This is a genomic window from Curtobacterium sp. PhB78, assembly GCF_003751685.1.
GTDB lineage: Bacteria > Actinomycetota > Actinomycetes > Actinomycetales > Microbacteriaceae > Curtobacterium.
In genome coordinates, this window is sequence record NZ_RKIA01000001.1 from 174,206 (window position 1) to 199,188 (window position 24,983).

Below are 24,983 nucleotides of genomic sequence, written 5' to 3' on the forward strand. Positions count from 1 at the left end.
AAGGAACTCACCCCGTGCGATTCGGATACTGGACCCCGCTCTTCGGCGGCTGGCTGCGCAACGTCGACAACGAGAACATGCCGGTCACCTTCGACTACGTGAAGCGGCTGGCGCAGCGCGCCGAGCGGATCGGCTTCGACCTGACGCTCGTGCCGGAGCTCAACCTCAACGACATCAAGGGCACGGCCGCGCCGTCGCTCGAGGCCTGGTCGCTCGCTGCGGCCATCGCGGCGACGACCGAGCGCCTCGAGATCATGGCGGCCATGCGCCCCGGGTACCACCTGCCCGCGGTGACGGCGAAGCAGGCGGCGACGATCGACGACATCTCGTGCGGCCGCTTCACGTTCAACGTGGTGAGCGCGTGGTGGGCGGAGGAGGCCAAGCAGTACGGCGGCATCTTCTCGGAGCACGACGACCGGTACAAGCGGACGGCGGAGTTCGTCGAGGTCATGAAGGGGATGTGGCGGGAGACGCCGTACTCGTTCTCGGGCGAGTACTACGACGTCCAGAACGCCCACCTCGAGCCGAAGCCCCGCGTGACCCCGCGCATCTACGCCGGCGGCGAGAGCGAGGCGGGCAAGGCCGCGATCACCGGGTACGCCGACGCCTACGTGACCCACGGCGGCACGGTCGAGGAACTCCGCACGAAGATCGCCGAGATGAAGCAGCGCCGGGTCGACGCCGGACTGCCGCCGTTCGAGGCGTTCGGCATGGCCGCGTACGTCATCGTCCGCGAGACCGAGGAAGAGGCGCAGGCCGAGCTCGCGCGGATCACCGACGTGCAGCACGGCAACGCGTACGAGTCGTACCAGGACTTCATCTCGAAGTCGCAGCTCGAGCACGTCCCCTCGCTCGAGGACTACTCGGTGTCGAACCGCGGCCTGCGCCCCGGGTTCGTCGGCACGCCGGCGCAGGTCGCTGCCCGGATCAAGGAGTTCGAGGACGCCGGGGTGGACACGCTGCTGCTGCAGTTCTCGCCGCAGCTCGAGGAGATGGACCGCTTCGGCGAACAGGTCATCCCGCTCGTCCGCCCGTCGGTGGTCGCGGCGTCCGAGGCGGTCGTCTGATGGGCACGACCGAGGAGGAGTGGGCGTTCGAGACCCGGCAGATCCGCGCGGGCTTCAAGGCCGACCCGGGGTTCGGTGGCAACGTCCCGCCGATCGCCCAGACCGCGGCCTTCGTCTACCCGTCCGGTGAGGACGCGGCGGACCGCTTCATGCTCAACGCCCCGGGGCACACGTACTCGCGCGTGAACAACCCGTCGGCGGCGGCGCTCGAGCGGCGCATCGCGGACCTCGAGGGCGGCGTCGGGGCGCTCGCGCTGGCGTCCGGCCAGGCGGCCACCTCGTTGGCCGTCCTCGGTGTCGCCCGGGCCGGTGACCACGTCGTGTCGAGTGCCTCGCTGTACGGCGCGACGTACACGCTGTTCGCGTCGACGCTGCACGACCTCGGCATCGCGTTCACCTTCGTGCAGGACCCCACGGACCTGGACGAGTGGGCTGCCGCGGTGCGTCCGGAGACGAAGGCGTTCTTCGGGGAGTCGATCCCGAACCCGCGCGGTGACGTCCTGGACTTCGCCGGGGTGGCCGGTGTCGCGCACGACGCCGGCGTCCCGCTCATCGTCGACAACACCATCGCGACGCCGTACCTGGTCCGGCCGATCGAGCACGGCGCCGACATTGTCGTGCACTCGGCGACGAAGTACCTGGCCGGGCACGGCAGCGCCATAGCCGGACTCATCGTGGACAGCGGCAACTTCGACTGGGCGGCTTTTCCGGAGCGGTTCCCGCAGCTCGCGACCGCCGAACAGTCCGGGTTCGCGAACACGGACTTCGCCGAGAAGTTCGGGCGGCGCGCGTTCATCCAGCGCACCCGGTCGAAGCTCTCCGCCGACCTCGGTCCGGCGATCGCCCCCTTCAACGCCTTCCTGGTGCTGCAGGGCATCCAGACGCTCTCCCTGCGGATGGAGCGGCACGTGTCGAACGCCGCCGCCGTCGCGTCGTGGCTGGACGCGCACGACCAGGTGCTCGGCGTGCACTACGCGGGGCTGCCGTCGTCGCCGTGGCACCACCTGCAGCAGCGGTACGTGCCGAAGGGGCCGTCGGCGGTCCTGGCGTTCGACCTGGACGGCGGGGTCGAGGCCGGACGGCGGTTCGTGGCCGCCCTCGAGCTGTTCGATCACGTGTCGAACATCGGTGACGTCCGGTCGCTCGTCGTGCACCCGGCGTCGACGACCCACGTGCAGATGACGTCGTCGGAACGGGCTGCGGCCGGTGTCGGCGACGGGCTCATCCGGCTGTCGATCGGCCTCGAGCACATCGACGACGTCCTCGCCGACCTGGCGCGGGGCTTCGCGGCAGCCGCAGCGGGATAGGTTGGGGGCATGACCACGTTGGCCGCCCCGACCCGCGTGCGGACGCGCGCCCCCGGCAAGATCAACGTGTTCCTGTCCGTCGGTGCGCTGCAGGACGACGGCTACCACGACGTGGCGACCGCGTACCAGGCCGTGTCGCTGTACGAAGACGTCACGGCCGAGCACGCCGACGACTTCTCGGTGACCTTCACCGGCCCGATCGACACGTCGAACGTGCCGGTCGACGAGTCGAACCTGGCGATCCGTGCGGCCCGGCTGGTGGCCGACGCCGCTGGGCATCGGGGCGGAGTCCGGTTGACGATCGACAAGCAGGTGCCGGTGGCCGGCGGCATGGGTGGTGGCTCGGCGGACGCCGCGGCCACGCTCCTCGCCGTGGACACGCTCTGGGGCACCGCCCTCGGGCGTGAGGAACTGCTCCGTCTGGCCGCGCAGCTCGGCGCGGACGTGCCGTTCGCCTTCGCCGGGGGCACCGCCGTGGGCACCGGCCGCGGCGACGAACTCAGCCCCGCGCTGGCGAAGGGCGAGTTCCACTGGGTCCTTGCCCTGAGCGACGACGGGCTGTCGACCCCGGCGGTCTACCGTGCGCTCGACGAGCACCGGGAGCGCTACCGCGCCGACATCGCACCGGCGCCGTCCCACCCGGTGGTGGAGTCGAACGTGCTGCAGGCGCTGCGTGCCGGCGACCCCGACCTGCTCGCCGACTGCGTCCACAACGACCTGCAGGCCCCGGCCATGCGGCTGCAGCCCGGACTCGCGTCGACCCTCGAACTCGGCGAGAAGGCCGGAGCGCTCGCGGGTCTGGTGTCGGGCAGCGGTCCGACGGTGGCGTTCCTGGTCGGTGACCGTGACGCCGCGCTCGAACTGCAGGTCGAGCTCAGCGCTGCCGGCCTGGTCGCGCTCCGTGCCACCGGACCGGTGCACGGCGCCCGCCTCGTGCACTGACCGCACGACAGACGCTGACCGTACGACAGACGCTGACCGTACGACAGACGCTGACCGTACGACGAACGCTGACCGGCCGTCAGCTCAGCGGCTGTACTTCCACAGGATGACCGTGTCGGTGTGCCAGTACCGCACCACGTGGTAGCCCTGGTCCTTGAGCGTCTCGGAGACCTCGGGGCGGATGTTCCGCGACTTGGCGCCGACGAACCAGACGGTGTCGATGTCGGCCAGGCGTGCCGGCACGGTCGTGGCGATGTCCCCGTTCACGTTCCAGAGCTGACCGCGCTGCGCACCCGTGCTCGCCACCGCCAGGTCCCGCATGCCGCTGAAGGCCTCGGGGTAGGCGTCGGCGATGACCTGCGCCGTCGCGGTCGGGTGCTCCCACACGCTGCCGTAGATCACCCCTTCGTCGGCGTCGGTGGTCACGTTCCGCTCGCGTTCGATGATCGCCGCCGCGTTCGCCCAGTGCGAGGACTGCTTGGCGTGCGGCAGTCGGACGATCGTCGACGTCGGCACGGACACCAGGACCATGGCCACGACGGCCATCGCGATCCAGCGTCGCGGCCGGATGGCCGTGATCGCCAGTCCGATCAGGAGCGCCACGAACGGCAGGCTGATGCTCGCGTACTTGGGGGAGTACAGGTGCTCGCCGGCGGCGGTCGCGGCGACCAGCAGCGCGGTGGGCACGATCGTCAGGGGCACGGCGACCCGGACGGCCTGCATGCGGAGCACGTCGCGGGCGGCCGGCGACGGGCGTCGGGCCGCGCGCACCGCCAGCACGACGGCGACGATCATGAGCAGCCACCCGAGGGCGGCGTACGGGTAGACGACCCCGAACCACGCGGTCGCGAACACCTGGCGCAGGGTGGCCCACCCGATGCCGGTGATCCACCCGACCTGCTTGGCCTGACCGGCGGCGAGTCCGATGAACGGCAGGACGACCACGGCTGCGGCGGAGGCGGCGACGGCCCAGCGGACGACGACGGCGCGGTCCACCATCGCCGAGGGCACCGTGCCGCTGCGATCCGTCACCGTGGCCTGGCGTCGGGCTGCCCGGTCGGCGACGCCGGTCCACGCGAGCACGACGCCGTGCGCCACGACGGCGAGGGACAGGTAGACGTTGAACAGCACGGCCACGGCCGCCAGCACGCCGTAGACGACCCACCACCGCGTCGCGTGGTGCCGCACCCGCGTGCGACGGACCGCGGTCAGGCCGACGAGCGTGAGCAGCGCGGCGAAGGTGGTGACGGTCGCGTACGGGCGGCCCTCGGTGCCGGCCCAGGCGACGCGGGGCAGCAGCAGGAAGACCAGACCGGAGACGACCCCGAGCCGGACACCGCCGAGCCGCCGGCCGAGCGCCACCACGAGGGCGGCGGCGATCCCGATCGCCAGGGCACTCGGGAAGCGGAGCGTGAACGGGGAGTAGCCGACCAGCGCGAGCCAGACGTGCATGAGCGCGTAGTACAGACCGTGCACGGCGTCGACGTTCTGCAGCTCCGCCCAGAGCGCCGGCCAACTGCGCTGCGCACTCGTCAGGGTGGCGGCTTCGTCGTACCAGACCGACGGCACCCACGTGAAGGCGGCGGCGACGACCACACCGACCACACCGACGGTGATCTCCGGCGCACGCACCAGGGTCCGCACGGTCGACAGGGCGAGTGTCCGGAGCCGTGCGCGCGTCGACGCGTCCGACGTCGTGCGTCGGACCGTGACGGTGCCGGTGCGGGGAGAACTCACGCCCGCGACCGTACCGAGCGGCACTGAGCATCCGCCGCGTCCACCCGCTGAGCATTCACATGCAGGGATTCGGCGCGACCGGCCAGAATGACGGGATGGACCCCCTCGTCGCCCCCGTCGCAGCGCTCTCCCCGTGGCGGACCCGGCTCGGCTCGCGGACCGCTGCCCTGTCCGACGTCGGCGGCATCGGGCTCCGCCGGCTGGCCGCTTCACGCGTCCTGGTGGTCGGCGCCGGCGGGCTCGGGGCGCCCGTCGTCGCGTACCTCGCGGGGGTCGGGCGGCTCACGGTCGTCGACCCCGACGTGGTCGACGCGTCGAACCTCGCACGCCAGACGCTCTTCACCGCGGCCGACGTCGGATCGTCGAAGGCCGAGGTCGCCGTCGCCCGCGCCCGCGCCGTCGACCCGGAACTCGACGCCGTCGCCGTGGTCGGGTGCTTCACCCCGGAGCTCGTCGCCGGGCACGACGTGGTCGTCGACGCGGCGGACTCCGTCCTGGTCACCCGGGCGGTCTCGGAGGCCTGCGCCGACGCGGGCGTGCCGTTCGTCTGGGGCACGGTGCTCGGTCACGACGGCCAGGTCAGCGTGTTCCGCGACGCCGGACCGGAGGGCGTCGACTTCCACGACCTGCACCCCGAGGCCCTGCCCGACGAGGGCTCCTGCGCCCTGGACGGCGTCGTGCCGGCACTGTGCGGCGCCGTCGGAGCGGTGATGGCCGGACAGGTGCTGGCCCTGGTCACCGGCACCGGCGAACCGCTGCTCGGACGCGTCCTGACCGTCGACGCGCGCCGCTGGCGGTGGAGCGAGAGCCCCGTCCGGCGCGGGCCGGCATCACGCCGACCCGTCGTGGTCGCTCCCGCTCGGACCGACCGCATCGCGCCGTCGGCGCTCGCCGCACGCCTGGCCGACCCCGCGGACCCGGTGGTCGTCGTCGACGTGCGCACCGACGCCGAACGGGCGGACGGCGTGGTCGCCGGAGCCGTTCCGGACGACGCCGACGCGGCGGACGTGGTCGTCTACTGCGCCCGTGGTCCGCGCGCGGACGCGTGGGCTGCCGCACAACCGGCCTGGAGGCACGTGGCGGTCCTCGACGGCGGGTTCGAGGCCTGGCGCCGCGAAGGGTTGCCCGTGGCGATCGGGCACACGTCCTGATCCGACACGATCGGGTCCAGAGCGCCGCTTCCGCGGCTAGGATCGTCGCATCATGACGCAACTGCGGATCCGCGATGCTGCTGCCTTCCTCGGGGTGAGTGACGACACCGTGCGCCGACTCGTCGACGGCGGCACCTTCGACCGGGCCACCGACGACGCCGGTCGCGCCGTCGTCGACGGTCGGCAGGTCGCCGAGTACGCCCGGGCACGGAGCTCCGAGCTGGCCGCACCGGACACCGGCGTGAAGAGCTCGGCACGGAACCGCTTCGTCGGCATCGTCACCGACCTGGTCGTCGACACCGTGATGGCGCAGGTCGAACTGCAGTGCGGCCCGCACCGCGTCGTCTCGCTCATGAGCGCCGAGGCGGTGCGCGACCTCGGGCTCGAGGTCGGGTCCGTCGCCGTGGCGTCCGTCAAGGCCACGATGGTCACCGTCGAGGCACCCACCCACCAGGAGGACCCCCGATGACCCGTCGTTCCCGCACGCTGCTCGTACCCCTCGCCGTCGTCGCGGCGCTCGGCCTGGCGTCGTGTTCCACCGCCGACGCTCCGGCGGGGTCGTCGTCGCCGTCGCCATCGTCGTCCTCGTCGTCGAGCGCCGATGTGTCGGGTTCGATCACCGTCTTCGCCGCAGCGTCGCTCCAGAAGACCTTCACCACGCTCGGCAAGCAGTTCGAGGCCGCCCACCCGGGCACCTCGATCGAGTTCTCGTTCGCGGGGTCGAGCGACCTGGTCACCCAGATCCAGAACGGCGCCCCCGCCGACGTGTTCGCCTCCGCCGACGAGGCGAACATGGCGAAGCTGTCCGCGACCGACCTGGCGAGCGGGTCACCGGAGGACTTCGCGACGAACGTCCTCGAGATCGCCGTCGCGCCGGGCAACCCGAAGGGCATCACGAGCCTCGACGACCTGACCGGCTCCGACGTCCAGCTCGTCACGTGCGCCGCCCCGGTGCCGTGCGGCGCCGCGACGGCGAAGGTCGAGTCCGCCTCGGGCGCCGACCTGCAGCCCGTCAGCGAGGAGCAGTCCGTCACCGACGTGCTCGGCAAGGTCGAGTCCGGTCAGGCCGACGCCGGGCTGGTCTACGTGACCGACGTGCAGGGTGCCGACGGCAAGGTCGACGGTGTCCCGTTCGACGAGTCGAGCAAGGCCGTCAACACGTACCCGATCGGCGTGCTCAAGGCGTCCGAGGACCCGGAGCTCGCGCAGGCGTTCTCCGACTACGTCCGGTCCGCCACCGGCCAGAAGGTGCTCACCGCCGCCGGGTTCGGGAAGCCGTGACCCGTGGCCTCGCGGGCTGACGGACGGCCGCCGGTCGCCTGGTGGCTCCCGCTGCCCGCGGTGCTGGGCGGCCTGTTCGTCGTCGTCCCCGTGCTCGCGATGCTCGGTCGGGTCGACTGGTCGTCGTTCGTCGCCCTCGTCACCTCGACGGCGTCGCTCACGGCCCTCGGGCTCAGCCTCGGCACCGCGCTGACCGCCACGGCCGTCGCGTTCGTGCTCGGGTACCCGCTCGCCGTGCTGTTCGCCCGGTCCCGGTCACGGTGGGTGGGGATCGCCCGCGCCGTCGTCCTGCTCCCGCTCGTGCTGCCGCCCGTCGTCGGCGGGCTCGCGCTGCTGGCGGCGTTCGGTCGCCTCGGGGTGGTCGGGGCGTTCCTCGACGACCACGGACTGCACATCGCGTTCACCACGACAGCGGTCGTCATCGCGCAGACGTTCGTCGCCATGCCGTTCCTGGTGTCCTCGATCGAGGGCGCGCTCCGCGTCGAGGGGGACCGGTACGAGCGGGTCGCCGCCACCCTCGGCGCCGGTCCCACCCGCACGTTCCTCACCGTCACGACCCCGAGGGTCCTGCCCGGCATCGTCTCCGGACTGGTGCTCTGCTTCGCGCGCGCACTCGGCGAGTTCGGTGCGACCCTGACGTTCGCGGGCAGCCTGCAGGGGGTCACCCGGACCCTGCCGCTGGAGATCTACCTGCAGCGCGAGGTCGACCCGGACACCGCCGTGGCACTGGCGGTCGTGCTCGTCGTGGTCGCCGTCGTGGTCATCGGCGCCTCGTCGCTCCGGACCCGGGGCGTGGCAGCGTGACCGGGGTCGCCGCGCGCATCGTCGTCGAGCGACGCGGGGTCGACGTCGCCCTCGAGGTCGCGGCGGGGGAGTGCGTGGCCGTCATCGGGCCGAACGGCGCGGGCAAGTCCACCGTGGTCGAGGCCCTCGCCGGCCTGCTGCCGATCGACGCCGGACAGGTGGTCCTCGGCGGCACCGTGGTGGCGGACCAGCGGCGGACCGTCCCCGCCCACCGCCGCCGCATCGGACTCGTCGCCCAACGGCCGGACCTGTTCCCGTTCGTCGACGTGATCGGCAACGTGGCGTTCGGCCCACGGGCAGCCGGTGTCCGACGAGCCGCGGCCCGTGCCCGCGCGCTCCGTGCCATGGCGGCCCTCGGCATCGACGACCTGGCGGGACGGAGCCCCGATGCGCTGTCCGGCGGGCAGGCCCAGCGCGTCGCCATCGCCCGGGCGCTCGCCACCGACCCGGCGGTCCTGCTGCTCGACGAACCGACGTCGGCGCTCGACGTCGCCGCGCGCGACGAGGTCCGTGCGGCCCTCCGGACCGCGATCGGCGGGCGTCCGAGCGTCCTGGTGACCCACGACCCGGTCGAGGTCGTCGCCCTGGCTGACCGGGTGGTCGTCGTCGAGCACGGCCGGGTCGTCGAGGACGGCACCCCAGCGGCCGTGCTCGGACAGCCGACGAGTGCCTTCGCGGCGGCGTTCTCCGGACTCGCGCTGGTGCGCGGGACCGCCACCGCGGGTGGGATCGCGACCGACGGCGGGGGCGAGTTGGCGTCGGGGACGCACGCCGTGCCTCCCGGTCGGCCCGCCCTGGGCGCCTTCCACCCGACGGCCGCCGTGCTCACGCGGGACGGCGCCGGACCGGCGCGCACCGTCACGTCGCTCGAACCGCGGGACGGTCTGGTGCGGGTCCGCGCCGGCGACCTGGTCGCGGACCTGACCCTGTCGCGCGTCACGGCACTCGGCATCGGGCCTGGCGACGCGGTCCACGTCGACGTCCCGGCGTCCGAACTGGCGGTGTACGCGCCGCGCGGTTGAGACAATGGACGGATGACCTCCTGGTTCCCCAAGGCGTGGCCCGTGGCCATCCCGATCCTGGCGGCCGTCGTGCTCGCGTTCTCGTACGGCCGCTACGGACTCGGCACCGTGGTCGTGGCGATCGTCGCGGTCGTGCTCGCCGCCACCGTGCTCGCGGCGGTGCACCACGCCGAGGTCGTCGCGCACCGGGTCGGGGAACCGTTCGGGTCACTCGTGCTCGCCGTGGCGGTCACGATCATCGAGGTCGCGCTCATCATCTCGCTGTCGAGCTCCGGCGGCGCCCAGGCCGAGACCCTGGCGCGCGACACGGTGTTCTCGGCCGTGATGATCACGATGAACGGGCTGGTCGGCCTCGCGATCCTGATCGGGACGCTCCGGCACAACACCGTGCGCTTCAACCAGGAGGGCGCGAGCGCCGCGACGATGACGGTGGCCGCGCTCGCGGTGCTGACCCTGGTGCTGCCGACGTTCACCACCGGTACCGACGACGCGTCCTTCACCGGGACGCAGCTCGTCTTCGTCGCCGTGGCGTCGATCGTGCTCTACGGGCTGTTCGTGGTGACGCAGACCGTGGCCCACCGCAACTTCTTCCTGCCCGTGAACCGGTCAGGGGGTGTGCTCGCCGAGTCCGAGGACGCCCACGCCGCCCGGCCGACCGGACGCGCGACGATGATCTCACTCGCGCTGCTCGTCGTCGCGCTCGTCGCCGTCGTCGGGCTCGCCAAGGTCGAGTCGCCCGCGATCGAGGCCGGCGTGGCCGCGGTCGGGTTCCCGCCGTCGTTCGTCGGTGTCGTGATCGCCCTGCTCATCCTGCTGCCCGAGGGCATCGCGGCGTCGAAGGCCGCCGCCCGCAACCGGATCCAGACGAGCCTGAACCTGGCGATGGGGTCGGCGATGGCGTCGATCGGTCTGACGATCCCGTCCATCGCGGTGGCGTCGCTGTTCATGCCGGGCACGCTGCTGCTCGGGCTCGGGTCGTCGCAGATCGTGCTGCTCGCGCTGACGATCGTCGCCGCGGTGCTCACCGTGCTGCCGGGTCGGGCGACGCGACTGCAGGGCGGGGTGCACCTGGTGATCTTCGCCGCGTTCATCGTGCTGTCCGTCTCGCCGTAGGGGGGGGGGGGGGGGGGCGCGGCGGCCGCGGCCGGGCGGCGCGGCGGCGGCGGCGTACCTGGTCGATTCGGGCGTACCTGGTCGGAAGTTCTGACCCGGTATGCCCGGAAACACCAGGCATCGCGGGCGTTCTGGGAAAGAACGGACACAGGGCGCGCAGGCACGGGGTCGAGTCGGGCGTACCTGGTCGTTCCGGGCGTAGCTGGTCGGATCGGGCGTACCTGGTCGGAAGTTTCGACCCAGTACGCCCGGAAACACCAGGCATCGCGGGCGTTCTGGGAAAGAACGAGCGGGGGCGCTCAGCCGCCGGCGAACGGGGGCATGACGTCGACGACCGCGACCCCGGACAGCGCGGTGGCCCGGTCGCGGGTGGTCACGCCGTCGACCAGGTACGAGCACCGCTCCTGCAGCGCACTCCATCGCGATGGGTCGGTGGCGGTGACCTCGCGCAGCGCCTCGTCGAGCGTGCCGGCCGCGGTGGTCAGCGTGTCCGCGCCGACCGCCGCCCGGGCAGCGGCGAAGAACCGGATCGTGGTCATGTCTCAGCCGCCGATCGCGCTCATGCCGCGCGTCGGGTGCACGAGCTCGTCGCTGTCGTCGCCGTGGTCGCGCGGCTTCGCCCACATCGCCCGGCGCCACAGCTCGGCCAGGTCGTCGTCGGAGACCCCCGCGCGCATCGGGCCGAGCACGTCGGTCTCCGCGTCGGAGAACAGGCAGCTCCTGACGTTGCCGTCGGCGGTCAACCGGGTGCGGGTGCAGTCGGCGCAGAAGGACTCGGTGATGCTCGCGATGATGCCCACGGTGCCGAGTGACGCACCGGAGCGCGCATCCTGCACCCGGTACCGCTCGGCCGGGGCGCCGTCACGCGGTGCCTCGTCCGGCGTCAGCACGAACGACGACGCCAGCAGCGCCCGGGTCTCGGCAGCGGTCACCATCTCGGTGCGGTCCCAGGCGTGGTCGGGGTCGAGCGGCATCTGCTCGATGAACCGCAGCTCGTAGCCGCGGTCGAGGCACCAGCGCAGCAGCTCCGGCGCGGCCTCGTCGTTGATCCCGCGCAGCAGCACCGCGTTGACCTTGATGTCGAGGCCGGCGTCGTGGGCGGCGGACAGCCCGGCGATCACCTTGTCGAGGAACGGGCGGCGGGTCACGGTGGTGAACACGTCCGGGTCGACGGTGTCGAGCGACACGTTCACGCGCCGCAGCCCGGCGTTGTACAGGGCCTGGGCGCGGTGGGCGAGACCGATGGCGTTCGTGGTGAGCGACAGTTCCGGGGCGTCGGGCAGCGCGGCGCACCGGGCTATCACGTCGACCAGGTCGTGCCGGAGCATCGGCTCGCCGCCGGTGAACCGCACCTTGCGCACGCCGAAGCGCGACGACCCGATCCGGACCAGCCGCTCGATCTCGGCGGCGGTCATCAGGGCATCGTCGGGGGCGAACGGCAGCCCGGCGGCCGGCATGCAGTACGTGCAGCGCAGGTTGCACCGTTCGGTCAGCGACACCCGCAGGTCGATCGCACGACGCCCGAAGCGGTCGACGAGCCCGGCGGACGCCGGGTCCACGGTCGTGCCGAGCAGGGTCGCGGGTGCCATGCGGCTCAGCGTACGTGTTCGACGCGCCGGAACGACAGCCGTTCCCACCAGCGCCGCCAGTCCGACCGGCTCGTGCGCAGGAGCGTGACCACCACGATGACGGCCACGGCGGCGAGCAGCCACCACCGGTAGGCGTCCGTCGACGGCCACACCCCGCGCAGCGCGATGGCGAGCCCGATCGACAGCCACTCCCACCGGCCCGACAGCACCACGAACGGGATGAGCAGCAGCGCGTACCAGGGGTAGCGCGGCGTCACGGCGAGGAACGTGACGCCGATCATCAGCACCTCGCCGGACCACGGCCGCGACGGGTCGGACAGCCGCCAGGCCACGAAGGCGGCGAGCAGCACGGCGAGCCCGACCACGACGGTCGCGGCGTCGCCCCGGAACACCAGCGACACCAGGGCGAAGCGCGAGCCGTCCTCGTAGCCCTCCTCGCTCAGGTAGCCCGGCAGGTACCCGAGCACGTCGAGCCCCGTCGTCAGCACGTAGGGCACGTAGAGCAGTCCGAACACGGCGATGCCGACCGGGATCGCCCACCAGGAACGCCACCGGCCGAGCAACGGCGGGTACACGATCGCGGGGATGAGCTTCGTCGCCGTCGCCGCACCGAGCGCTATCCCGCCCCAGATCGGTCGACCGAACGCGACGAGGACGGCACCCGCGGTCGCGAGCGCCGCGCCGAGGGCATCGACGTGCGAGTTCGTCACGGCCTCCGACGCCACGAGCGGCGACCAGGCCCAGAGCGCCGCCCACCAGGTCGGACGACCGGTCTTCCGCAGCACCACGACGAGGGCGATGGTCACCACGAGCGAGAGGAGCAGGCCCGCCACCTGGAACGGCATGTACTGCGCGGTCGCCGGCACGAACGCACGGACCGCGGCGAACCAGAGCTGCGCCATCGGCGGGTAGATCGTCGTCACGTCCGGCCGGTTGATCGCGGTGCAGTGGCCGTCCGCGCCGTCACCCAGGCCGCGGAACCGGGGCTTGAGGTCGTCGCACGTGCCGTTCACCTTGTCCGGGAACAGCCAGTCGGGCCGCAGACCGGACAGTGCCGTGGACTGGGGGGTGTGCGCGTACGGTGAGACTCCGGCATGCTGGACGATGCCGTCCCACGCGTACCGCGCCGAGTCGGTGCTCGTGCTCGGTGGGCCGGCCAGCGCCGCGAGACCGACCACCACCGCCCCGACCATGACCACGGCGGTCATCCACCGGGCGGGCACGAACCGCAGCGCGAGCACGGCGATCACGAACACCGTCCAAGCGATCAGCGTCCACGCAACGAATGACGAACGAGTGTCGGATCGGAGGAACCCCAGATGCGTGACGCCGAAGGCGATGACGCCCGCGAGGGCCAGTACCCCGACGACCGCGCCCACGACGGCGAGGCGGGCACCGGGTCCGACGGCGGAGGACGGTCGGACGGCACGCAGTCGGTCGCTCATGGTCCGTCGAGGCTAGCGGGCATGCGGCACCTGCTGTTCGAGGCGCGGGCCGCTCTGGCCTCGCCGAACCGGAACGCGCGCTCCGCGGTGGTGCTCGGACGACTGCTCGGCATCGCCTTCGTGGTGTGCTTCGGCACCGGCATCTACAGTCACCTGCTGCAGGAGCCCCTCGGCTGGATGCGGTTCCCGACCCGGCCGACGCAGCTCTACCAGTTCACCCAGGGCCTGCACATCACCACCGGCATCGCGATCATCCCGCTGCTGCTGGCCAAGCTCAACACCGTCATGCCCGCGCTGGTGCAGGTCCCGCCGGTGCGCGGCGTGCTGCACCTGTTCGAGCGGCTGTCGATCGCCGTGCTCGTGTCGGCCTCGATCATCCAGGTCACGACCGGCCTGCTCAACACGTACCAGTGGTACCCGTGGCCGTTCCCGTTCCGCCAGGTCCACAACGCGATGGCGTACGTGATCATCGGGTCGCTCATCATCCACATCGCGTCGAAGCTGCCGGTGATCGCCCGCTACTGGCGGAAGCGCGACTCCTACGACGAGCAGGGCCGGTTCATCGTGGACCCCGCGTCCGGCAGTGAGCTGCTCCCACCCGTCCTGGAGGCCCGCCCGGCGTCCGCACCGCAGGCTGCGGGTGCCGAAACGACCCAGTCCACGGCCCCCGGCCTGCTCGGCCGCGTGTTCCGCTGGATCGACGGCGTCGACGCGGTCAAGGCTGTCGAGGCGGTCGACGCAGCCCCGGACGAACCGACGGCCGATGCGCCGGAGCCGACCCGGGCCTCCCGGTCGGTCGAGGAGCGCGCGCAGGGCCGACGCCAGCGGATCGCACGACGCGGGTTCTTCGGCGGTGTGACGGCTGCGGTCGTCGGCGTCGTCGCCCTGACGGCGGGGCAGTCCTCGAAGCTCGCCGAACCGTTCAACGTGTTCGGCGCGCGCCAGCGCGGTCTCGGCGCGAACGGCCTGCCGGTCAACCGCACCGCCCGCGCGGCGGGGGTGCTCGCCAGTGCGACTGCCGCGGACTGGACGCTGACCGTCGTCGGACCCGACGTGACCCGGACCTTCGTGCGCGCGGAACTCGTCGCGCTCGGTACCACCGAGGTCGACCTGCCGATCTCGTGCGTCGAGGGGTGGAGCCAGATGGGCAGCTGGAAGGGCGTGCGGATGCGCGACCTGCTCGGCGCCGTGCAGGCCGAACCCGGATCGCACGTGCGCGTCACGAGCCTGGAACGGCACGGCGGCTACCGGATCATGGACATGGGGCCGGAGTACGCCGAGGACCCGACCACCCTGGTCGCGCTCGAGCTGAACGGTTCGACGCTCGACCTGGACCACGGGTTCCCGGCGCGGATCATCGCTCCGGGGCGACCGGGCGTGCTGCAGACCAAGTGGATCGAGAAGATCGAGGTGCTGCGGTGAAGGCCGCGCGGATCGTGCTCGTCGTGCTCGGCGTGCTGGTGATCGCGTTCGGCGCCTACGTCCTGGTGACGTCGGTCAAGCCGAACCGGATCGGCGGGCTGGCGACCTGGCTGCTCGGCGCGGTGATCCTGCACGACGCGATCCTGTCGCCGTTCGTCGTCGGCGCCGGACTGCTCCTGCGTCGGGCGGGGCGGTCGCTCCGGGCGTGGGTGCTCGTCGTGGTGCAGACGGTGATCGTGCTCGGCAGTGTGCTCGCCCTCGTGGTGCTGCCCGAGATCGCCGCGAAGCGGCACGGGCAGAAGAACCCCACGATCCTGCCGTTCGACTACGGCACGCGGTTGCTGATCGTCGAGGGGGTGCTGCTGCTCGTGGTGGTGGCGGTGCTCGTCGTCGGGGTGGTCCGTGCGCGGCGGACGGCACTGGTTAAAGCGACAACCATTCGGTAGGATGCAGACATGACCGACGAGACCCCGTGGCTCACCCGCGAGCAGCTGCGCGCGTGGATGAAGCTCGTGGCCGTCATGGAACTCCTGCCGGCGGCGCTCGACCAGCAGCTGCAGCGTGACGCGGACCTGACGCACTTCGACTACATGGTCATCGCGATGCTCTCCGAGACCGACGGTCGCACGCTGCGCATGTCGGCGCTGGCCTCGGCGACGAACGCCTCGCTGCCCCGGCTGTCGCACGTGGTGTCCCGGCTCGAGAAGCGCGGGCTCGTGACGCGCTGCCCCTCGACCTCGGACCGCCGCGCGACCGACGTCCGGCTCACCGACGCCGGGTACGCCACGATCGTCGAGGCCGCTCCGGACCACGTCCGCACCGCACGCCACGTCGTGATCGACGCCCTGAGTGACGAGCAGGTCGTCCAGCTCGACGGCATCGCGGCCGCACTGCTCACACGGCTCGACCCCGAGGGGCGGTTCGCTGCCCTGACGTACCCGCGGGACGACGACGACACCGCGATCTGCGAGGCCCGGCTGACCGGCGCCAGCACCGACTGAACGGCGCTGTGCGCCCGCGTCTGCGGGCTCGGTCGTTGCAATAGGCTCGGCCCATGACCGACCCCGCCGCGCCGTCCGACACCTACTCCTACCTCGGACCCGCCGGCACCTTCACCGAGGCGGCCCTCAAGCTCGTCGAGGCCGCGGCCGGCAAGCCCTGGCGGAGCGTCAACAACGTCGGTGAAGCGCTCGACGACGTCATGTCCGGCCGCTCGGTCGGCGCGGTCATCGCGATCGAGAACAGCGTCGACGGCGGCGTCAGCGCAACGCAGGACGCCCTCGCCCGGATCCCCGGCGTACGGATCGTGGGGGAGTACCTCGTGCCGGTCGACTTCGTGCTCGTCGCGCGCCCCGGCACCGTGCTCGCCGACGTCCGCACGGTGAACGCGCACCCGGTGGCGTACGCGCAGACCCACAACTGGCTCGAGGTGAACCTGCCCGGTCACGGCCACATCCCGGCGTCGTCGAACGTCGCCGCCGCGCTCGCCCTGCTCGAGGCGAACCCCACCGCCGACGCCGCCGTCGCACCGCCCGGCATCACCGACCACCACGACGTCGTCGTGCTCGCGTCGTCGATCGGCGACAACGCCTCGGCCGTGACCCGCTTCGTGCTCGTGTCCAAGACCTTGGCGCTGCCCGAGCCGACCGGTGCCGACAAGACGAGCGTCATCGTCGAGCTGCCCGCCGACCACCCCGGCGCCCTGGTCGACATGCTCGAGCAGTTCGCGACCCGCGGCATCAACATGGGGCTGCTGTCGTCGCGGCCGATCGGCGACGAGCTCGGCCGCTACCGGTTCGTCATCGACCTGGACGGGCACGTGCAGGACGAGCGCGTGGCCGACGCCCTGCTCGGTCTCCGTCGGTTCAGCCCGCGCGTGACGTTCCTCGGGTCGTACCCGCGTGCCGACGGCGCGCAGCCCGAGGTGCCGGCGCGCTACTCGGACGCCGCGTTCGTCGAGGCGCGGGACTGGCTACGCGCGATCGTGTCCGGCGAGCCCGACGCGGGCTGACGCGCGGCGGTGTGCTCGTCGGTCGGCGCTGCTCAGTGCGAGGTTGATCACTCCGTGCGCCCGAACAACCTCGCACCGAGTGAGCAACGCCGCACGGGCCGCACGGCCCGCCGCCGCTCAGCGCTTGCGGCCGCGCACCCAGCTCGGCCGCGGCTCCACCGTCGGCACCTTGACCGTCAGTGAACCGGGGTCGATCCGCGCGCGGAACGCCGTGATCTCGCCCACCGGGTCGCCGTCGATCTCGAACTCGTCGGGCTTCTCGAGTCGCAGCGTGAACTCCTCGCCGCGCATGTACCGCAGCGGACGCTCCTGCTTCGCTGCCGTCGTGATGCGTCGACCGATCAGGGTCTCGGACAGGGCCGAACGCCGGAACCAGCGCAGGATCCCGTTCTCCCAGAACACGCGGGCACCGATCCGCACCCAGCCGAAGAAGCCGCGCGGGCGCATCACGACGATGTCGAACACGCCGTCGTCGATCTCGGCGTCGGGCAGCAGCATCGCGTTCGCCTGCAGCATGCCGCAGTTGCCGACGATGACCGAGTGCGCGCGCACTGAACCGTTGCGGGCCGACTCGTCGAGCCGGTACTTGAACTCGAAGCCGTCGGTGTCCCGCACGGAGCGGAGCAGCGAGTCGAGGTAGGCGAGCCACCCGACGCGCTTCTTCAGCTCGGGGCGGGTGTTCGCGATCATCCGGGCGTCGAGTCCGAGGCCCGCCATCACGACGAAGCCGAACTGCTCGCGGGCGCCGTCCGGCCGCTCGATGCCGATGAGGCCGAAGTCGATCGCCCGCTCGTGGCCGGAGAAGATCGTGTGCGCGCTGCTCGCCAGGTCGTCGAGGGGGAGCTTCATGTTGCGGGCGAGCAGGTTGCCCGTCCCGCTCGGCAGCAGCGCGAGCGAGGCACCGGAGCCGTGCACGACCTCGGCGACCGCGCGCACGGTGCCGTCGCCACCCGCGGCGGCGACGACGTCGGCCCCCGCCTCGAGCGCTGCGCGGGCCATGCCTCCGCCCGGGTCTTCCTCGGTGGTCTCGAACCAGAGCGTCTCGGCCCAGCCGGCTTCCTGCTGGTGCTGTTCCACGGTGGCCTTGAGGGTCGGCAGGTGGACCTTGACCGGGTTGTAGACCACGGCAGCCGTCCGGTGCTCGGTGGGGAGGGCGTCCTGGTCCGCGGGCGCGGTCTCCGAAGGGGTCGACATGGGATCAACGGTACCGATCGGACGCTGCGAGCGGCGGGTTCCTCCCCATGTCGCCGCCTCTAGGATGGAGCGGTGATCGATCCCCAGCTGCTTCGTGACAACCCGGACGTCATCAAGGCCTCGCAGGAGTCCCGCCGCGCATCCGTCGCCGTGGTCGACGAGGCCGTCGCTGCCGACGCCGCCCGACGCAGCGCGATCACCGCGTTCGAGTCGCTCCGCGCCGAGCAGAACGCCTTCGGCAAGACCGTCGCCAAGGCCCCGAAGGACGAGAAGGCCGCGCTCGTGCAGCAGGCACAGGCGCTCTCGGCCCAGGTGAAGGAAGCCCAGGCGACCGTCACCGCGGCCGAGGAGACCTTCAACTCCGTCGTGCGCGCCATCCCGAACGTCGTGCTGCCCGGCGTCCCGGCCGGTGGCGAAGAGGACTTCGTCACCCTCCGCACCGTCGGCACGAAGCCCGAGTTCGACTTCGAGCCGAAGGACCACGCCGACCTCGGCGAGCACCTCGGCATCATCGACATCCCGCGCGGCGTGAAGGTCTCCGGCTCGCGCTTCTACTTCCTGCGCGGCCTCGGCGCCCGGCTCGAGATCGCGCTCATGTCGCTCGGCCTCGACCGCGCCATCGCTGCCGGCTTCGAGCCGCTCATCACCCCGACGCTCGTCCGCCCCGAGACCATGGCGGGCACCGGCTTCCTCGGCGAGCACGCGGCCGAGGTCTACCGGCTCGAGGCCGACGACCTGTACCTGACCGGCACGAGCGAGGTCGCACTCGCCGGCTTCCACGCCGACGAGATCCTCGACATCGAGAAGACCGCGCACCGCTACGCCGGCTGGTCGACCTGCTACCGGCGCGAAGCCGGTTCGGCGGGCAAGGACAACCGTGGCATCCTGCGCGTGCACCAGTTCAACAAGCTCGAGATGTTCGCCTACGTCCACCCGGACCAGGCCGAGGCCGAGCACGAGAAGCTGGTGTCCTACCAGGAGCAGATGCTGCAGGACCTCGGGCTGCACTACCGCGTGATCGACGTCGCCGCTGGTGACCTCGGCACGAGCGCGGCGAAGAAGTACGACATCGAGGCCTGGGTCCCGACGCAGGGCACGTTCCGCGAGCTCACCTCGACGTCGAACTGCACGACGTTCCAGGCCCGTCGCCTCGACATCCGGTACCGCACCGAGAGCGGCAAGACCGCCCCGGTCGCCACCCTGAACGGCACCCTCGCGACCACCCGCTGGATCGTCGCGATCCTCGAGACCCACCAGCAGGCCGACGGCTCCGTCGTCGTGCCCGAGGTGCTGCGCCCCTACCTCGGTGGCGTCGAGGTCATCGAGCCCCGATGAGCACGCAGGGGCGGTTCGTGGACGGCGCGGCGCAGGGCGCGGGCGCTGGTGCTCCCGCCCGCACGAAGCGGTGGCTGGTGGCGCTCGACATCGACGGCACCACGATGCGCGAGGACGGCGTCATCACGGAGGCCGTGGTCGCCGCCGTGCGCGATGCCGAGGCCGCCGGGCACGAGGTCATGCTCTCCACGGGCCGCAGCGAGGGCATGACGGTGCCGCTGCTCGAGACCCTCGGCATCGAGCCGAAGTACCTCGTCTGCGCCAACGGTGCGCTGACCCTGGCCCGCCGTCCGGACGGGTCCTACGAGCGTGTCCACGTCGAGCACTTCGACCCGAGCGACGTCCTGCAGACCATCCGTGGCGCCCTGGAGAACGCGGCCTTCGGCGTCGAGGACGAGACTGGCCACTTCCGGTTGTCCGAGAACTTCCCCGCCGACACCATGACCAACGCCGGCGAGCTGGTGCCGTTCGAGCAGCTGCTCACGGTCGAGGCCACCCGCGTCGTCGTGATCTCGCCGGAGCACGGGCTCGAGGAGTTCCTGCAGATCGTCGAGGACATGGGCCTGCACAAGGTCTCGTACACGGTCGGGTGGACCGCCTGGCTCGACATCGCACCAGAGGGCGTGACGAAGGCCACTGCGATGGAACGCGTGCGCGAGTGGCTCGACATCCCGCGCTCCCGCGTCTTCGCCGCGGGGGACGGCCGCAACGACATCGACATGCTGCGGTGGGCATCGACCTCCGGTCGCGGCGTCGTGATGGGCCAGGCGCCCGACGACGTCGTCGACGCCGGCAACGAACTCACCGGTGGCGTGTCCGACGACGGCCTGGCAGCGGCGCTCGACTCCCTGCCGCGCTGACCCCGGCATGCGCTGACGCGCACGGCGGACGGGAGGCCCGTTAGACTTCCCGGGACGCGGTCACGTCTCGCCACGTGGTCGCGTCACTGGAGGGTTGTCCGAGCGGCCGATGGAGCCTGTCTTGAAAACAGGTGGGCAGAGATGTCTCGTGGGTTCGAATCCCACACCCTCCGCCATGGACACCCGGTTGCGCCTGCTCCGCGTCGACGACGCGGCGACGCTCGCCGCCGTCATCACCGCGAGCGCCGAGCACCTACGCCCGTGGGAGCCGTCCCGGGCCCCGGCGTACTTCACCGAGCAGGGCCAGCACGACGTCATCGTGCAGTCGCTCGCCGCAGAGCGCGCCGGCACCGCGGTCCCGTTCGTGATCGAGTCGGCCGACGGTGAACTCCTCGGGCGCATCACGCTGAGCGGCATCACCCGCGGGGCCCTGCAGTCCTGCGCGATGGGGTACTGGATCCGCGCCGATCGGCTGCGCCAGGGTCACGCCTCCCGCGCCGTCGCCGCTGCTGCCGCCCACGCGTTCGACGTCCTCCGACTCCACCGGGTGCAGGCCGAGACGCTGCCGGAGAACGTGGGGTCGCAGCGTGCCCTCGAGTCCGCGGGGTTCAAGCGCTACGGGTTCGCGCCGGAGTACATCAAGATCGACGGCGCCTGGCGCGACCACGTCATGTTCCAGCTCCTCGCGCCACCGCCTGCCACGCGGCGGACCCGATGATCGTCGTCGTCGAGTACCAGCCATCGTGGCCCGAGCGGTTCGCGGTGTTGCGGGACGCCTACGCCGCGGCGCTCGACGCCGCCGGCGCTCGGTACCGCAGCATCGAACACGTCGGCAGCACCTCGGTACCCGGCCTCGCGGCGAAGCCCGTCATCGACGTCGACATCGTGGTCGACGCCGGCGACGTCACGGCTGCGGTCGCAGCGCTGACCGCGATCGGCTTCGAACCTCGGGGAGACCTCGGTGTCCCCGACCGGCAGGCCTTTCGGACACCCGAGCGCTTCGCCCCGAGCAACACCTACGTCGCCACTGCCGGATCGCTCTCGCTCCGGAACCACCTCGCCGTCCGCGACGTGCTGCGCGCCGACCCGGTGCTGCGCGACGAGTACGCCGCCGTGAAGCGCCGGGCGGCTGCGGAGGCCGAGGACATCGACGACTACATCGAGCGCAAGAGCGGCGTGCTCGGTCGTGTCCTGGCTGCGGCGGGGATCTCGGTCGAGGAGCGCGCCGCGATCACCAAAGTGAACCGCGACATCACCGGCAGAGGCGCCCGCGGTTGAGTTCGCTCATTCCGCCGTGTGCGTTCGTCGTCTCCAAGCGTCAGCCCGACGGAGCGCCTCCTCGGCGATCAGCTGGACCTCGGCTGGGTCGTCCGGAAGCGTCATGCTGTGCTCGCCGTACGCTTCGCGCGCGATCGCCACGAGTTCGTCGGCGGTCCTCACGTCGAGGTCGATGATCAGACGGTTGAGGTCCGTCCGGTCCTTCGGGCGGGACGCTGCGAGCTTCATCGCCAAGAGCCGTCGTTTCGAGGCCACGACGACCGGGCGACCGTTGATGGTGGTGTGCAGCGCTTCGGTGTCGTCATTCGGCGAGAACTCCATGAACGAGAACGCGCGGGAGTTGATCCACTCGGGGTCGAGTCGGTGTTCGGCCGCCATGGCTCGCGCTTCGACGAGCACCTCGTCCATCGGTTGGAACAGTCCGTCGATGTCGGGGGTCACCTCGTCGCGGCCGAGGTGCACAGCGACAGCGGCGCCTCCGACGATGTAGGTCTCGACCTCGACGCCGCGGCCAGCCAGGCGCTCCAACAGCTCACCGAGGAGGTCGACGACCTCAGCGCCACTGAGGAGACGGTAATCCTCGGTCATGCGGCCTCGAGGTCGCCTTCGCGAAGCAAGATGTTCTTCCGCAGGAAGAGATCGGGCGTCCGTTGCCTGATGAACGAACGCCACTCGAGCGAAGCCTCGGCATCCCCGTCCCAGAGCCATTCGCGATCGAGCGGACGGAGCTCGAGCATCCACGTCGGCGGCTGGGTCCCGTGCCGGAGGAGCGCGTACGCGTACGCCGTGGTCAGGAGCGCGTCGTAGTGCTCATCGCCGACCGACGGAGCGCGCTCCGTCACACCCGGATCGACCGGTGTGTCGGGAGCGGCGTGCAGAATGCGGCTGACTGCATCGGTCAGAGCCCGGTCGGCGGCGGCGACGTGGCCGATTCGGAGCGCGTCGCGGATCAGCTCCGCTGCCCTCGACAGTGGGATCAACAGTGCGTTCCCGGCCATGGTCGAATCCTACGGGTCCGTCCGGTCGCGCCCGCACTCGATCTTGCGGGCGGGTCCGGTTCGTGAACCGCGGAGGTCCTGAACCGGAGCCGCCGAACCGATCAAGCGGTCGCGAGCGCCGGGTACAGCGCCGTCAGCGGCGCACTGAGCCCGGCGCGGACGTCACGGCTGACCTGGTCGGCCAGCACCTCGTGCTCACCGGCCTCCACGGCGTCCCAGATGAGCCGGACGATGTCGGCCGGGTCGGACTTCTCGACGTCGAGCCCCGCCGTCATGCCGGTGTCGGTGTAGCCGAGGTGTGCGCCGACGACCTGGGTGCCCTGGGGTGCGAGCTCGAGGCGGAGCGAGTTCGTGATCGACCAGAACGCTGCCTTCGACGCCGAGTACGCGCCGGCCAGAGCGACCCAGCTCAGAGCCGAGTGCACGTCGATCAGTGCGCCGCCGCCGATCGAGGGGGCGAAGGCCTTGGCGACACGGAGCGCGCCGAAGACGTTCGTCGCGAAGATGCGCTCGACCTCCGCGACCGAGGTGTCGACGAGCGGGTCGGCGCCGGCGATCCCGGCGTTGTTCACGACGATCGTGGTGTCCGCGGCGGCACGGGCTGCGGCATCGACGCTCTCCTGGCTGGTGACGTCGAGGGCGAGCGGCACGATGCGCTCGTCGTCCCAGGTGCGCGGGGTGCGGGCGGTCGCGTAGACCTTGGCGGCGCCGCGGTCCAGGGCCTGCTGGACGAACTCGGCGCCGAGGCCGCCGTTCGCTCCGGTGACGAGGACGATGGCGTTGGTGAGGTCGGTCATGAGAGGCTCCAGACGAGAGATGTTGAGTACGGAAACCGAACCTAGCACGTTGTGTCCGGAAATCGAACCCAGCTAGGATGAACGCATGCTCGGCATCCTTGGCGGCGACGAGCGCTGCCCCATCGCACGGTCCCTCGACGTCCTCGGCGAGAAGTGGACGCTCATGATCGTGCGTGACGCCCTCGCCGGTTCCACGCGCTTCAGCCAGTTCCAGCAGAGCCTCGGCGTCCCGCGCGAAGTCCTGACCGCACGACTGGCCTCCCTCGTGGACGGGGGAGTGCTCGAGCGCACGACCTACAAGCCGGAGGGTGCCCGGGCGCGCGAGGAGTACATCCTCACCGACGCCGGCCGCGATCTCTCGCTGGTGCTCCTGGCGCTCGGCGGCTGGGCGGATCGGTACCGCCCCACGGAGCTGACGTCGGACCTGCGCTTCGTCGACACCGATTCCGGCGAGCCGGTCGAAGCGGTCGCGGTGACGCAGGAGTCCCAGCAGCGTGTGCCGCTCCAGCGGCTCACCGCCGTCATGGACCCGGCCACCTGACGGACGGGAGGCCCGTGGCGGCCCCGCCCCGCGCCTCCAGGACGGTTTGGTGGTGCGTCAGCGACGCACGTCGCACCCGCAACTCGCGCCCAGGACCAACTCGGCGGGCACCAGGTCGCGGTGCCACTGGTTGTCCGCGTCGAGCCCGAGCACACGGTCGACGGCGGCGGTGGCCATCGTCTCGATCGGCTGCCGGACCGTCGTGAGCTGCGGGTTCGTGTAGTCGGCCTCGGCGCCGCCGTCGAACGACACGATCGCGACGTCCTCCGGTGCGCGCAGCCCGAGTTCCCACAGTGCCCGCAGCACACCGACGGCCTGCATGTCCGAGCTGACGAAGACGGCGCGGGGTCCCGTCCCGTCCGCGAACATGCGGAGGCCGGCCTCGTACCCGCCCCGTCGGGTGAAGTCGCAGCGCACGATCGGGCCGTCCGGCAGGCCAGCGTCGCGCAGTGCTCGCATCCAGCCCTGTTCGCGGAGTTCCATGGAGCCGGCGTGCCCCATGACGAGGCCGATCGACCCGTAGCCGTGCTCGACCAGGTGCTGGGTGCCGTCGTACGCGCCCCGCAGCGCGTCGACGCCGATGCTGGCGTACTCGGGCACCTCGAAGAAGGTGTTGAGCAGGACCATCGGGATGCCCGGGTCCGACACGGTGGACAGGTCCGGGTGGGTCATGATGCTCGTGACGATGATCCCGTCGACCTGACGGGCGGACAGGCTGCGGAGCCGCTCGCGCTCCTGGCTGGCGTCGCCGTCGCTGTTGGCGAGCAGGACGTCGTAGCCGCGGGCTGCTGCGGCGTGGGTGACCTCGACGGCGAGCTCGGACCAGAAGGGGTTGTCGAGCTCGGGGACGATGAGGCCGAGCATCTTCGACGACCCGGTGCGCAGGGCCTGGGCGCTGGCGTTCGGGCGGTAGCCGAGGACCCGGATGGCGTCACGGACCCGGGCGGCGGTGGTGGCCGCGACGGGACGGGGGCCGTCGTGCACGACGTAGCTGACGACGGAGGTGCTCACGCCGGCGTACCGGGCGACGTCGGCGCGGGTGACCGCCCTCGGGGTCGTCGGGACGCTCACGGGTGCCACCTTCGTCGG

General features: G+C 71.7%; 27 protein-coding genes and 1 tRNA gene. 19 read left to right on the plus strand and 9 right to left on the minus strand.

Features of this window, described 5'->3' with window-relative positions; all coding sequences use genetic code 11:
• Positions 1 to 14 precede the first annotated feature (14 nt).
• Genes EDF53_RS00915 through EDF53_RS00925 form a run of 3 tightly spaced genes read left to right on the plus strand, consistent with a single transcriptional unit; the run spans position 15 to position 3,316 of the window.
• Positions 15 to 1,067, plus strand: a complete 1,053-nt coding sequence (locus EDF53_RS00915; protein WP_123291825.1) for an LLM class flavin-dependent oxidoreductase — start codon at positions 15 to 17, stop codon at positions 1,065 to 1,067.
• On the plus strand, positions 1,067 to 2,374 hold the full coding sequence (locus EDF53_RS00920; protein WP_123291826.1) for an O-acetylhomoserine aminocarboxypropyltransferase/cysteine synthase family protein: 1,308 nt from the start codon (positions 1,067 to 1,069) through the stop codon (positions 2,372 to 2,374). The genes EDF53_RS00915 and EDF53_RS00920 overlap by 1 nt, the downstream gene beginning before the upstream one ends.
• A 9-nt stretch (positions 2,375 to 2,383) precedes the next feature.
• On the plus strand, positions 2,384 to 3,316 hold the full coding sequence (locus tag EDF53_RS00925) for a 4-(cytidine 5'-diphospho)-2-C-methyl-D-erythritol kinase (RefSeq protein ID WP_111084697.1): 933 nt from the start codon (positions 2,384 to 2,386) through the stop codon (positions 3,314 to 3,316).
• An 84-nt stretch (positions 3,317 to 3,400) separates the two neighbouring features.
• On the opposite strand, the gene EDF53_RS00930 is transcribed toward EDF53_RS00925, so the two are convergent.
• A complete protein-coding gene (locus EDF53_RS00930; protein WP_148058239.1) occupies positions 3,401 to 5,053 on the minus strand; it encodes a glycosyltransferase family 39 protein in 1,653 nt (550 codons plus the stop codon).
• A gap of 95 nt (positions 5,054 to 5,148) precedes the next feature.
• Between EDF53_RS00930 and EDF53_RS00935 the strand changes: the two genes are divergently transcribed.
• The 6 genes from EDF53_RS00935 to EDF53_RS00960 are packed head-to-tail and all read left to right on the plus strand — an operon-like array spanning position 5,149 to position 10,424.
• Complete coding sequence (locus EDF53_RS00935) at positions 5,149 to 6,204, plus strand: HesA/MoeB/ThiF family protein (protein WP_165901074.1); 1,056 nt, start codon at positions 5,149 to 5,151, stop codon at positions 6,202 to 6,204.
• A gap of 52 nt (positions 6,205 to 6,256) precedes the next feature.
• Positions 6,257 to 6,673, plus strand: coding sequence for a molybdopterin-binding protein (locus EDF53_RS00940; protein WP_123291829.1), 417 nt, complete (start codon positions 6,257 to 6,259; stop codon positions 6,671 to 6,673).
• Positions 6,670 to 7,485: a molybdate ABC transporter substrate-binding protein gene (gene modA, locus EDF53_RS00945; protein WP_123291830.1), complete on the plus strand. Its 816-nt coding sequence runs from the start codon at positions 6,670 to 6,672 to the stop codon at positions 7,483 to 7,485. The genes EDF53_RS00940 and modA overlap by 4 nt, the downstream gene beginning before the upstream one ends.
• A gap of 3 nt (positions 7,486 to 7,488) precedes the next feature.
• Positions 7,489 to 8,289 (plus strand): ABC transporter permease, encoded by an 801-nt coding sequence (locus EDF53_RS00950; RefSeq protein WP_123291831.1) that lies wholly within the window; start codon positions 7,489 to 7,491, stop codon positions 8,287 to 8,289.
• Positions 8,286 to 9,311: an ABC transporter ATP-binding protein gene (locus EDF53_RS00955; protein ID WP_123291832.1), complete on the plus strand. Its 1,026-nt coding sequence runs from the start codon at positions 8,286 to 8,288 to the stop codon at positions 9,309 to 9,311. The genes EDF53_RS00950 and EDF53_RS00955 overlap by 4 nt, the downstream gene beginning before the upstream one ends.
• Before the next feature lie 12 nt (positions 9,312 to 9,323).
• Positions 9,324 to 10,424 carry a calcium:proton antiporter gene (locus tag EDF53_RS00960; RefSeq protein WP_123291833.1) on the plus strand — a complete coding sequence of 367 codons (1,101 nt, stop codon included), beginning with the start codon at positions 9,324 to 9,326 and terminating at the stop codon, positions 10,422 to 10,424.
• Between the two features lie 299 nt (positions 10,425 to 10,723).
• On the opposite strand, the gene EDF53_RS00965 is transcribed toward EDF53_RS00960, so the two are convergent.
• From EDF53_RS00965 to EDF53_RS00975, 3 genes are read right to left on the minus strand one after another with little or no spacing between them, the layout of a single operon-like run.
• A complete protein-coding gene (locus EDF53_RS00965; RefSeq protein ID WP_123291834.1) occupies positions 10,724 to 10,963 on the minus strand; it encodes a MoaD/ThiS family protein in 240 nt (79 codons plus the stop codon).
• Between the two features lie 3 nt (positions 10,964 to 10,966).
• On the minus strand, positions 10,967 to 12,013 hold the full coding sequence (moaA, locus tag EDF53_RS00970) for a GTP 3',8-cyclase MoaA (RefSeq protein ID WP_123291835.1): 1,047 nt from the start codon (positions 12,011 to 12,013) through the stop codon (positions 10,967 to 10,969).
• Between the two features lie 5 nt (positions 12,014 to 12,018).
• Positions 12,019 to 13,458 (minus strand): glycosyltransferase family 87 protein, encoded by a 1,440-nt coding sequence (locus EDF53_RS00975; protein ID WP_123291836.1) that lies wholly within the window; start codon positions 13,456 to 13,458, stop codon positions 12,019 to 12,021.
• A 21-nt stretch (positions 13,459 to 13,479) separates the two neighbouring features.
• Between EDF53_RS00975 and EDF53_RS00980 the strand changes: the two genes are divergently transcribed.
• From EDF53_RS00980 to pheA, 4 genes are read left to right on the plus strand one after another with little or no spacing between them, the layout of a single operon-like run.
• Positions 13,480 to 14,880, plus strand: coding sequence for a molybdopterin-dependent oxidoreductase (locus EDF53_RS00980; RefSeq protein ID WP_185020889.1), 1,401 nt, complete (start codon positions 13,480 to 13,482; stop codon positions 14,878 to 14,880).
• Positions 14,877 to 15,326: a hypothetical protein gene (locus EDF53_RS00985; protein ID WP_123291837.1), complete on the plus strand. Its 450-nt coding sequence runs from the start codon at positions 14,877 to 14,879 to the stop codon at positions 15,324 to 15,326. The genes EDF53_RS00980 and EDF53_RS00985 overlap by 4 nt, the downstream gene beginning before the upstream one ends.
• A gap of 9 nt (positions 15,327 to 15,335) precedes the next feature.
• Positions 15,336 to 15,881, plus strand: a complete 546-nt coding sequence (locus EDF53_RS00990; protein WP_123291838.1) for a MarR family winged helix-turn-helix transcriptional regulator — start codon at positions 15,336 to 15,338, stop codon at positions 15,879 to 15,881.
• 53 nt (positions 15,882 to 15,934) lie between these two features.
• Positions 15,935 to 16,891, plus strand: a complete 957-nt coding sequence (gene pheA / locus EDF53_RS00995; RefSeq protein ID WP_123291839.1) for a prephenate dehydratase — start codon at positions 15,935 to 15,937, stop codon at positions 16,889 to 16,891.
• Positions 16,892 to 17,008: 117 nt separating this feature from the next.
• On the opposite strand, the gene EDF53_RS01000 is transcribed toward pheA, so the two are convergent.
• A complete protein-coding gene (locus tag EDF53_RS01000) occupies positions 17,009 to 18,085 on the minus strand; it encodes a diacylglycerol kinase family protein (RefSeq protein WP_123291840.1) in 1,077 nt (358 codons plus the stop codon).
• Positions 18,086 to 18,157: 72 nt separating this feature from the next.
• Between EDF53_RS01000 and serS the strand changes: the two genes are divergently transcribed.
• The 5 genes from serS to EDF53_RS01025 all read left to right on the plus strand — a co-directional run bounded on the left by serS (position 18,158) and on the right by EDF53_RS01025 (position 21,558).
• Positions 18,158 to 19,420 carry a serine--tRNA ligase gene (serS, locus tag EDF53_RS01005; protein ID WP_123291841.1) on the plus strand — a complete coding sequence of 421 codons (1,263 nt, stop codon included), beginning with the start codon at positions 18,158 to 18,160 and terminating at the stop codon, positions 19,418 to 19,420.
• Positions 19,417 to 20,280, plus strand: a complete 864-nt coding sequence (locus EDF53_RS01010) for an HAD-IIB family hydrolase (RefSeq protein ID WP_123291842.1) — start codon at positions 19,417 to 19,419, stop codon at positions 20,278 to 20,280. Before serS ends, EDF53_RS01010 begins: the two co-directional genes overlap by 4 nt.
• A gap of 88 nt (positions 20,281 to 20,368) precedes the next feature.
• Positions 20,369 to 20,456 (plus strand) — tRNA-Ser (locus EDF53_RS01015).
• Entirely contained in the window at positions 20,456 to 20,998 is a 543-nt protein-coding gene (locus EDF53_RS01020; RefSeq protein WP_123291843.1) for a GNAT family N-acetyltransferase, read from the plus strand. The genes EDF53_RS01015 and EDF53_RS01020 overlap by 1 nt, the downstream gene beginning before the upstream one ends.
• On the plus strand, positions 20,995 to 21,558 hold the full coding sequence (locus tag EDF53_RS01025) for a GrpB family protein (protein WP_123291844.1): 564 nt from the start codon (positions 20,995 to 20,997) through the stop codon (positions 21,556 to 21,558). Before EDF53_RS01020 ends, EDF53_RS01025 begins: the two co-directional genes overlap by 4 nt.
• Before the next feature lie 6 nt (positions 21,559 to 21,564).
• Here EDF53_RS01025 and EDF53_RS01030 read toward each other — a convergent pair whose 3' ends face one another.
• The 3 genes from EDF53_RS01030 to EDF53_RS01040 all read right to left on the minus strand — a co-directional run bounded on the left by EDF53_RS01030 (position 21,565) and on the right by EDF53_RS01040 (position 23,353).
• Complete coding sequence (locus tag EDF53_RS01030) at positions 21,565 to 22,146, minus strand: DUF6036 family nucleotidyltransferase (protein WP_123291845.1); 582 nt, start codon at positions 22,144 to 22,146, stop codon at positions 21,565 to 21,567.
• Positions 22,143 to 22,556 carry a hypothetical protein gene (locus tag EDF53_RS01035; RefSeq protein ID WP_123291846.1) on the minus strand — a complete coding sequence of 138 codons (414 nt, stop codon included), beginning with the start codon at positions 22,554 to 22,556 and terminating at the stop codon, positions 22,143 to 22,145. Before EDF53_RS01035 ends, EDF53_RS01030 begins: the two co-directional genes overlap by 4 nt.
• Positions 22,557 to 22,657: 101 nt before the next feature.
• The gene (locus tag EDF53_RS01040) at positions 22,658 to 23,353 is read right to left on the minus strand and encodes an SDR family oxidoreductase (protein WP_123291847.1); all 696 of its coding nucleotides are present in this window, start codon (positions 23,351 to 23,353) and stop codon (positions 22,658 to 22,660) included.
• An 85-nt stretch (positions 23,354 to 23,438) separates the two neighbouring features.
• Here EDF53_RS01040 and EDF53_RS01045 point away from each other — a divergent pair, with 85 nt between their 5' ends.
• Positions 23,439 to 23,894 (plus strand): helix-turn-helix domain-containing protein, encoded by a 456-nt coding sequence (locus EDF53_RS01045; protein WP_123291848.1) that lies wholly within the window; start codon positions 23,439 to 23,441, stop codon positions 23,892 to 23,894.
• Between the two features lie 57 nt (positions 23,895 to 23,951).
• On the opposite strand, the gene EDF53_RS01050 is transcribed toward EDF53_RS01045, so the two are convergent.
• Entirely contained in the window at positions 23,952 to 24,965 is a 1,014-nt protein-coding gene (locus EDF53_RS01050; protein ID WP_248703786.1) for a LacI family DNA-binding transcriptional regulator, read from the minus strand.
• Positions 24,966 to 24,983: the final 18 nt, after the last annotated feature.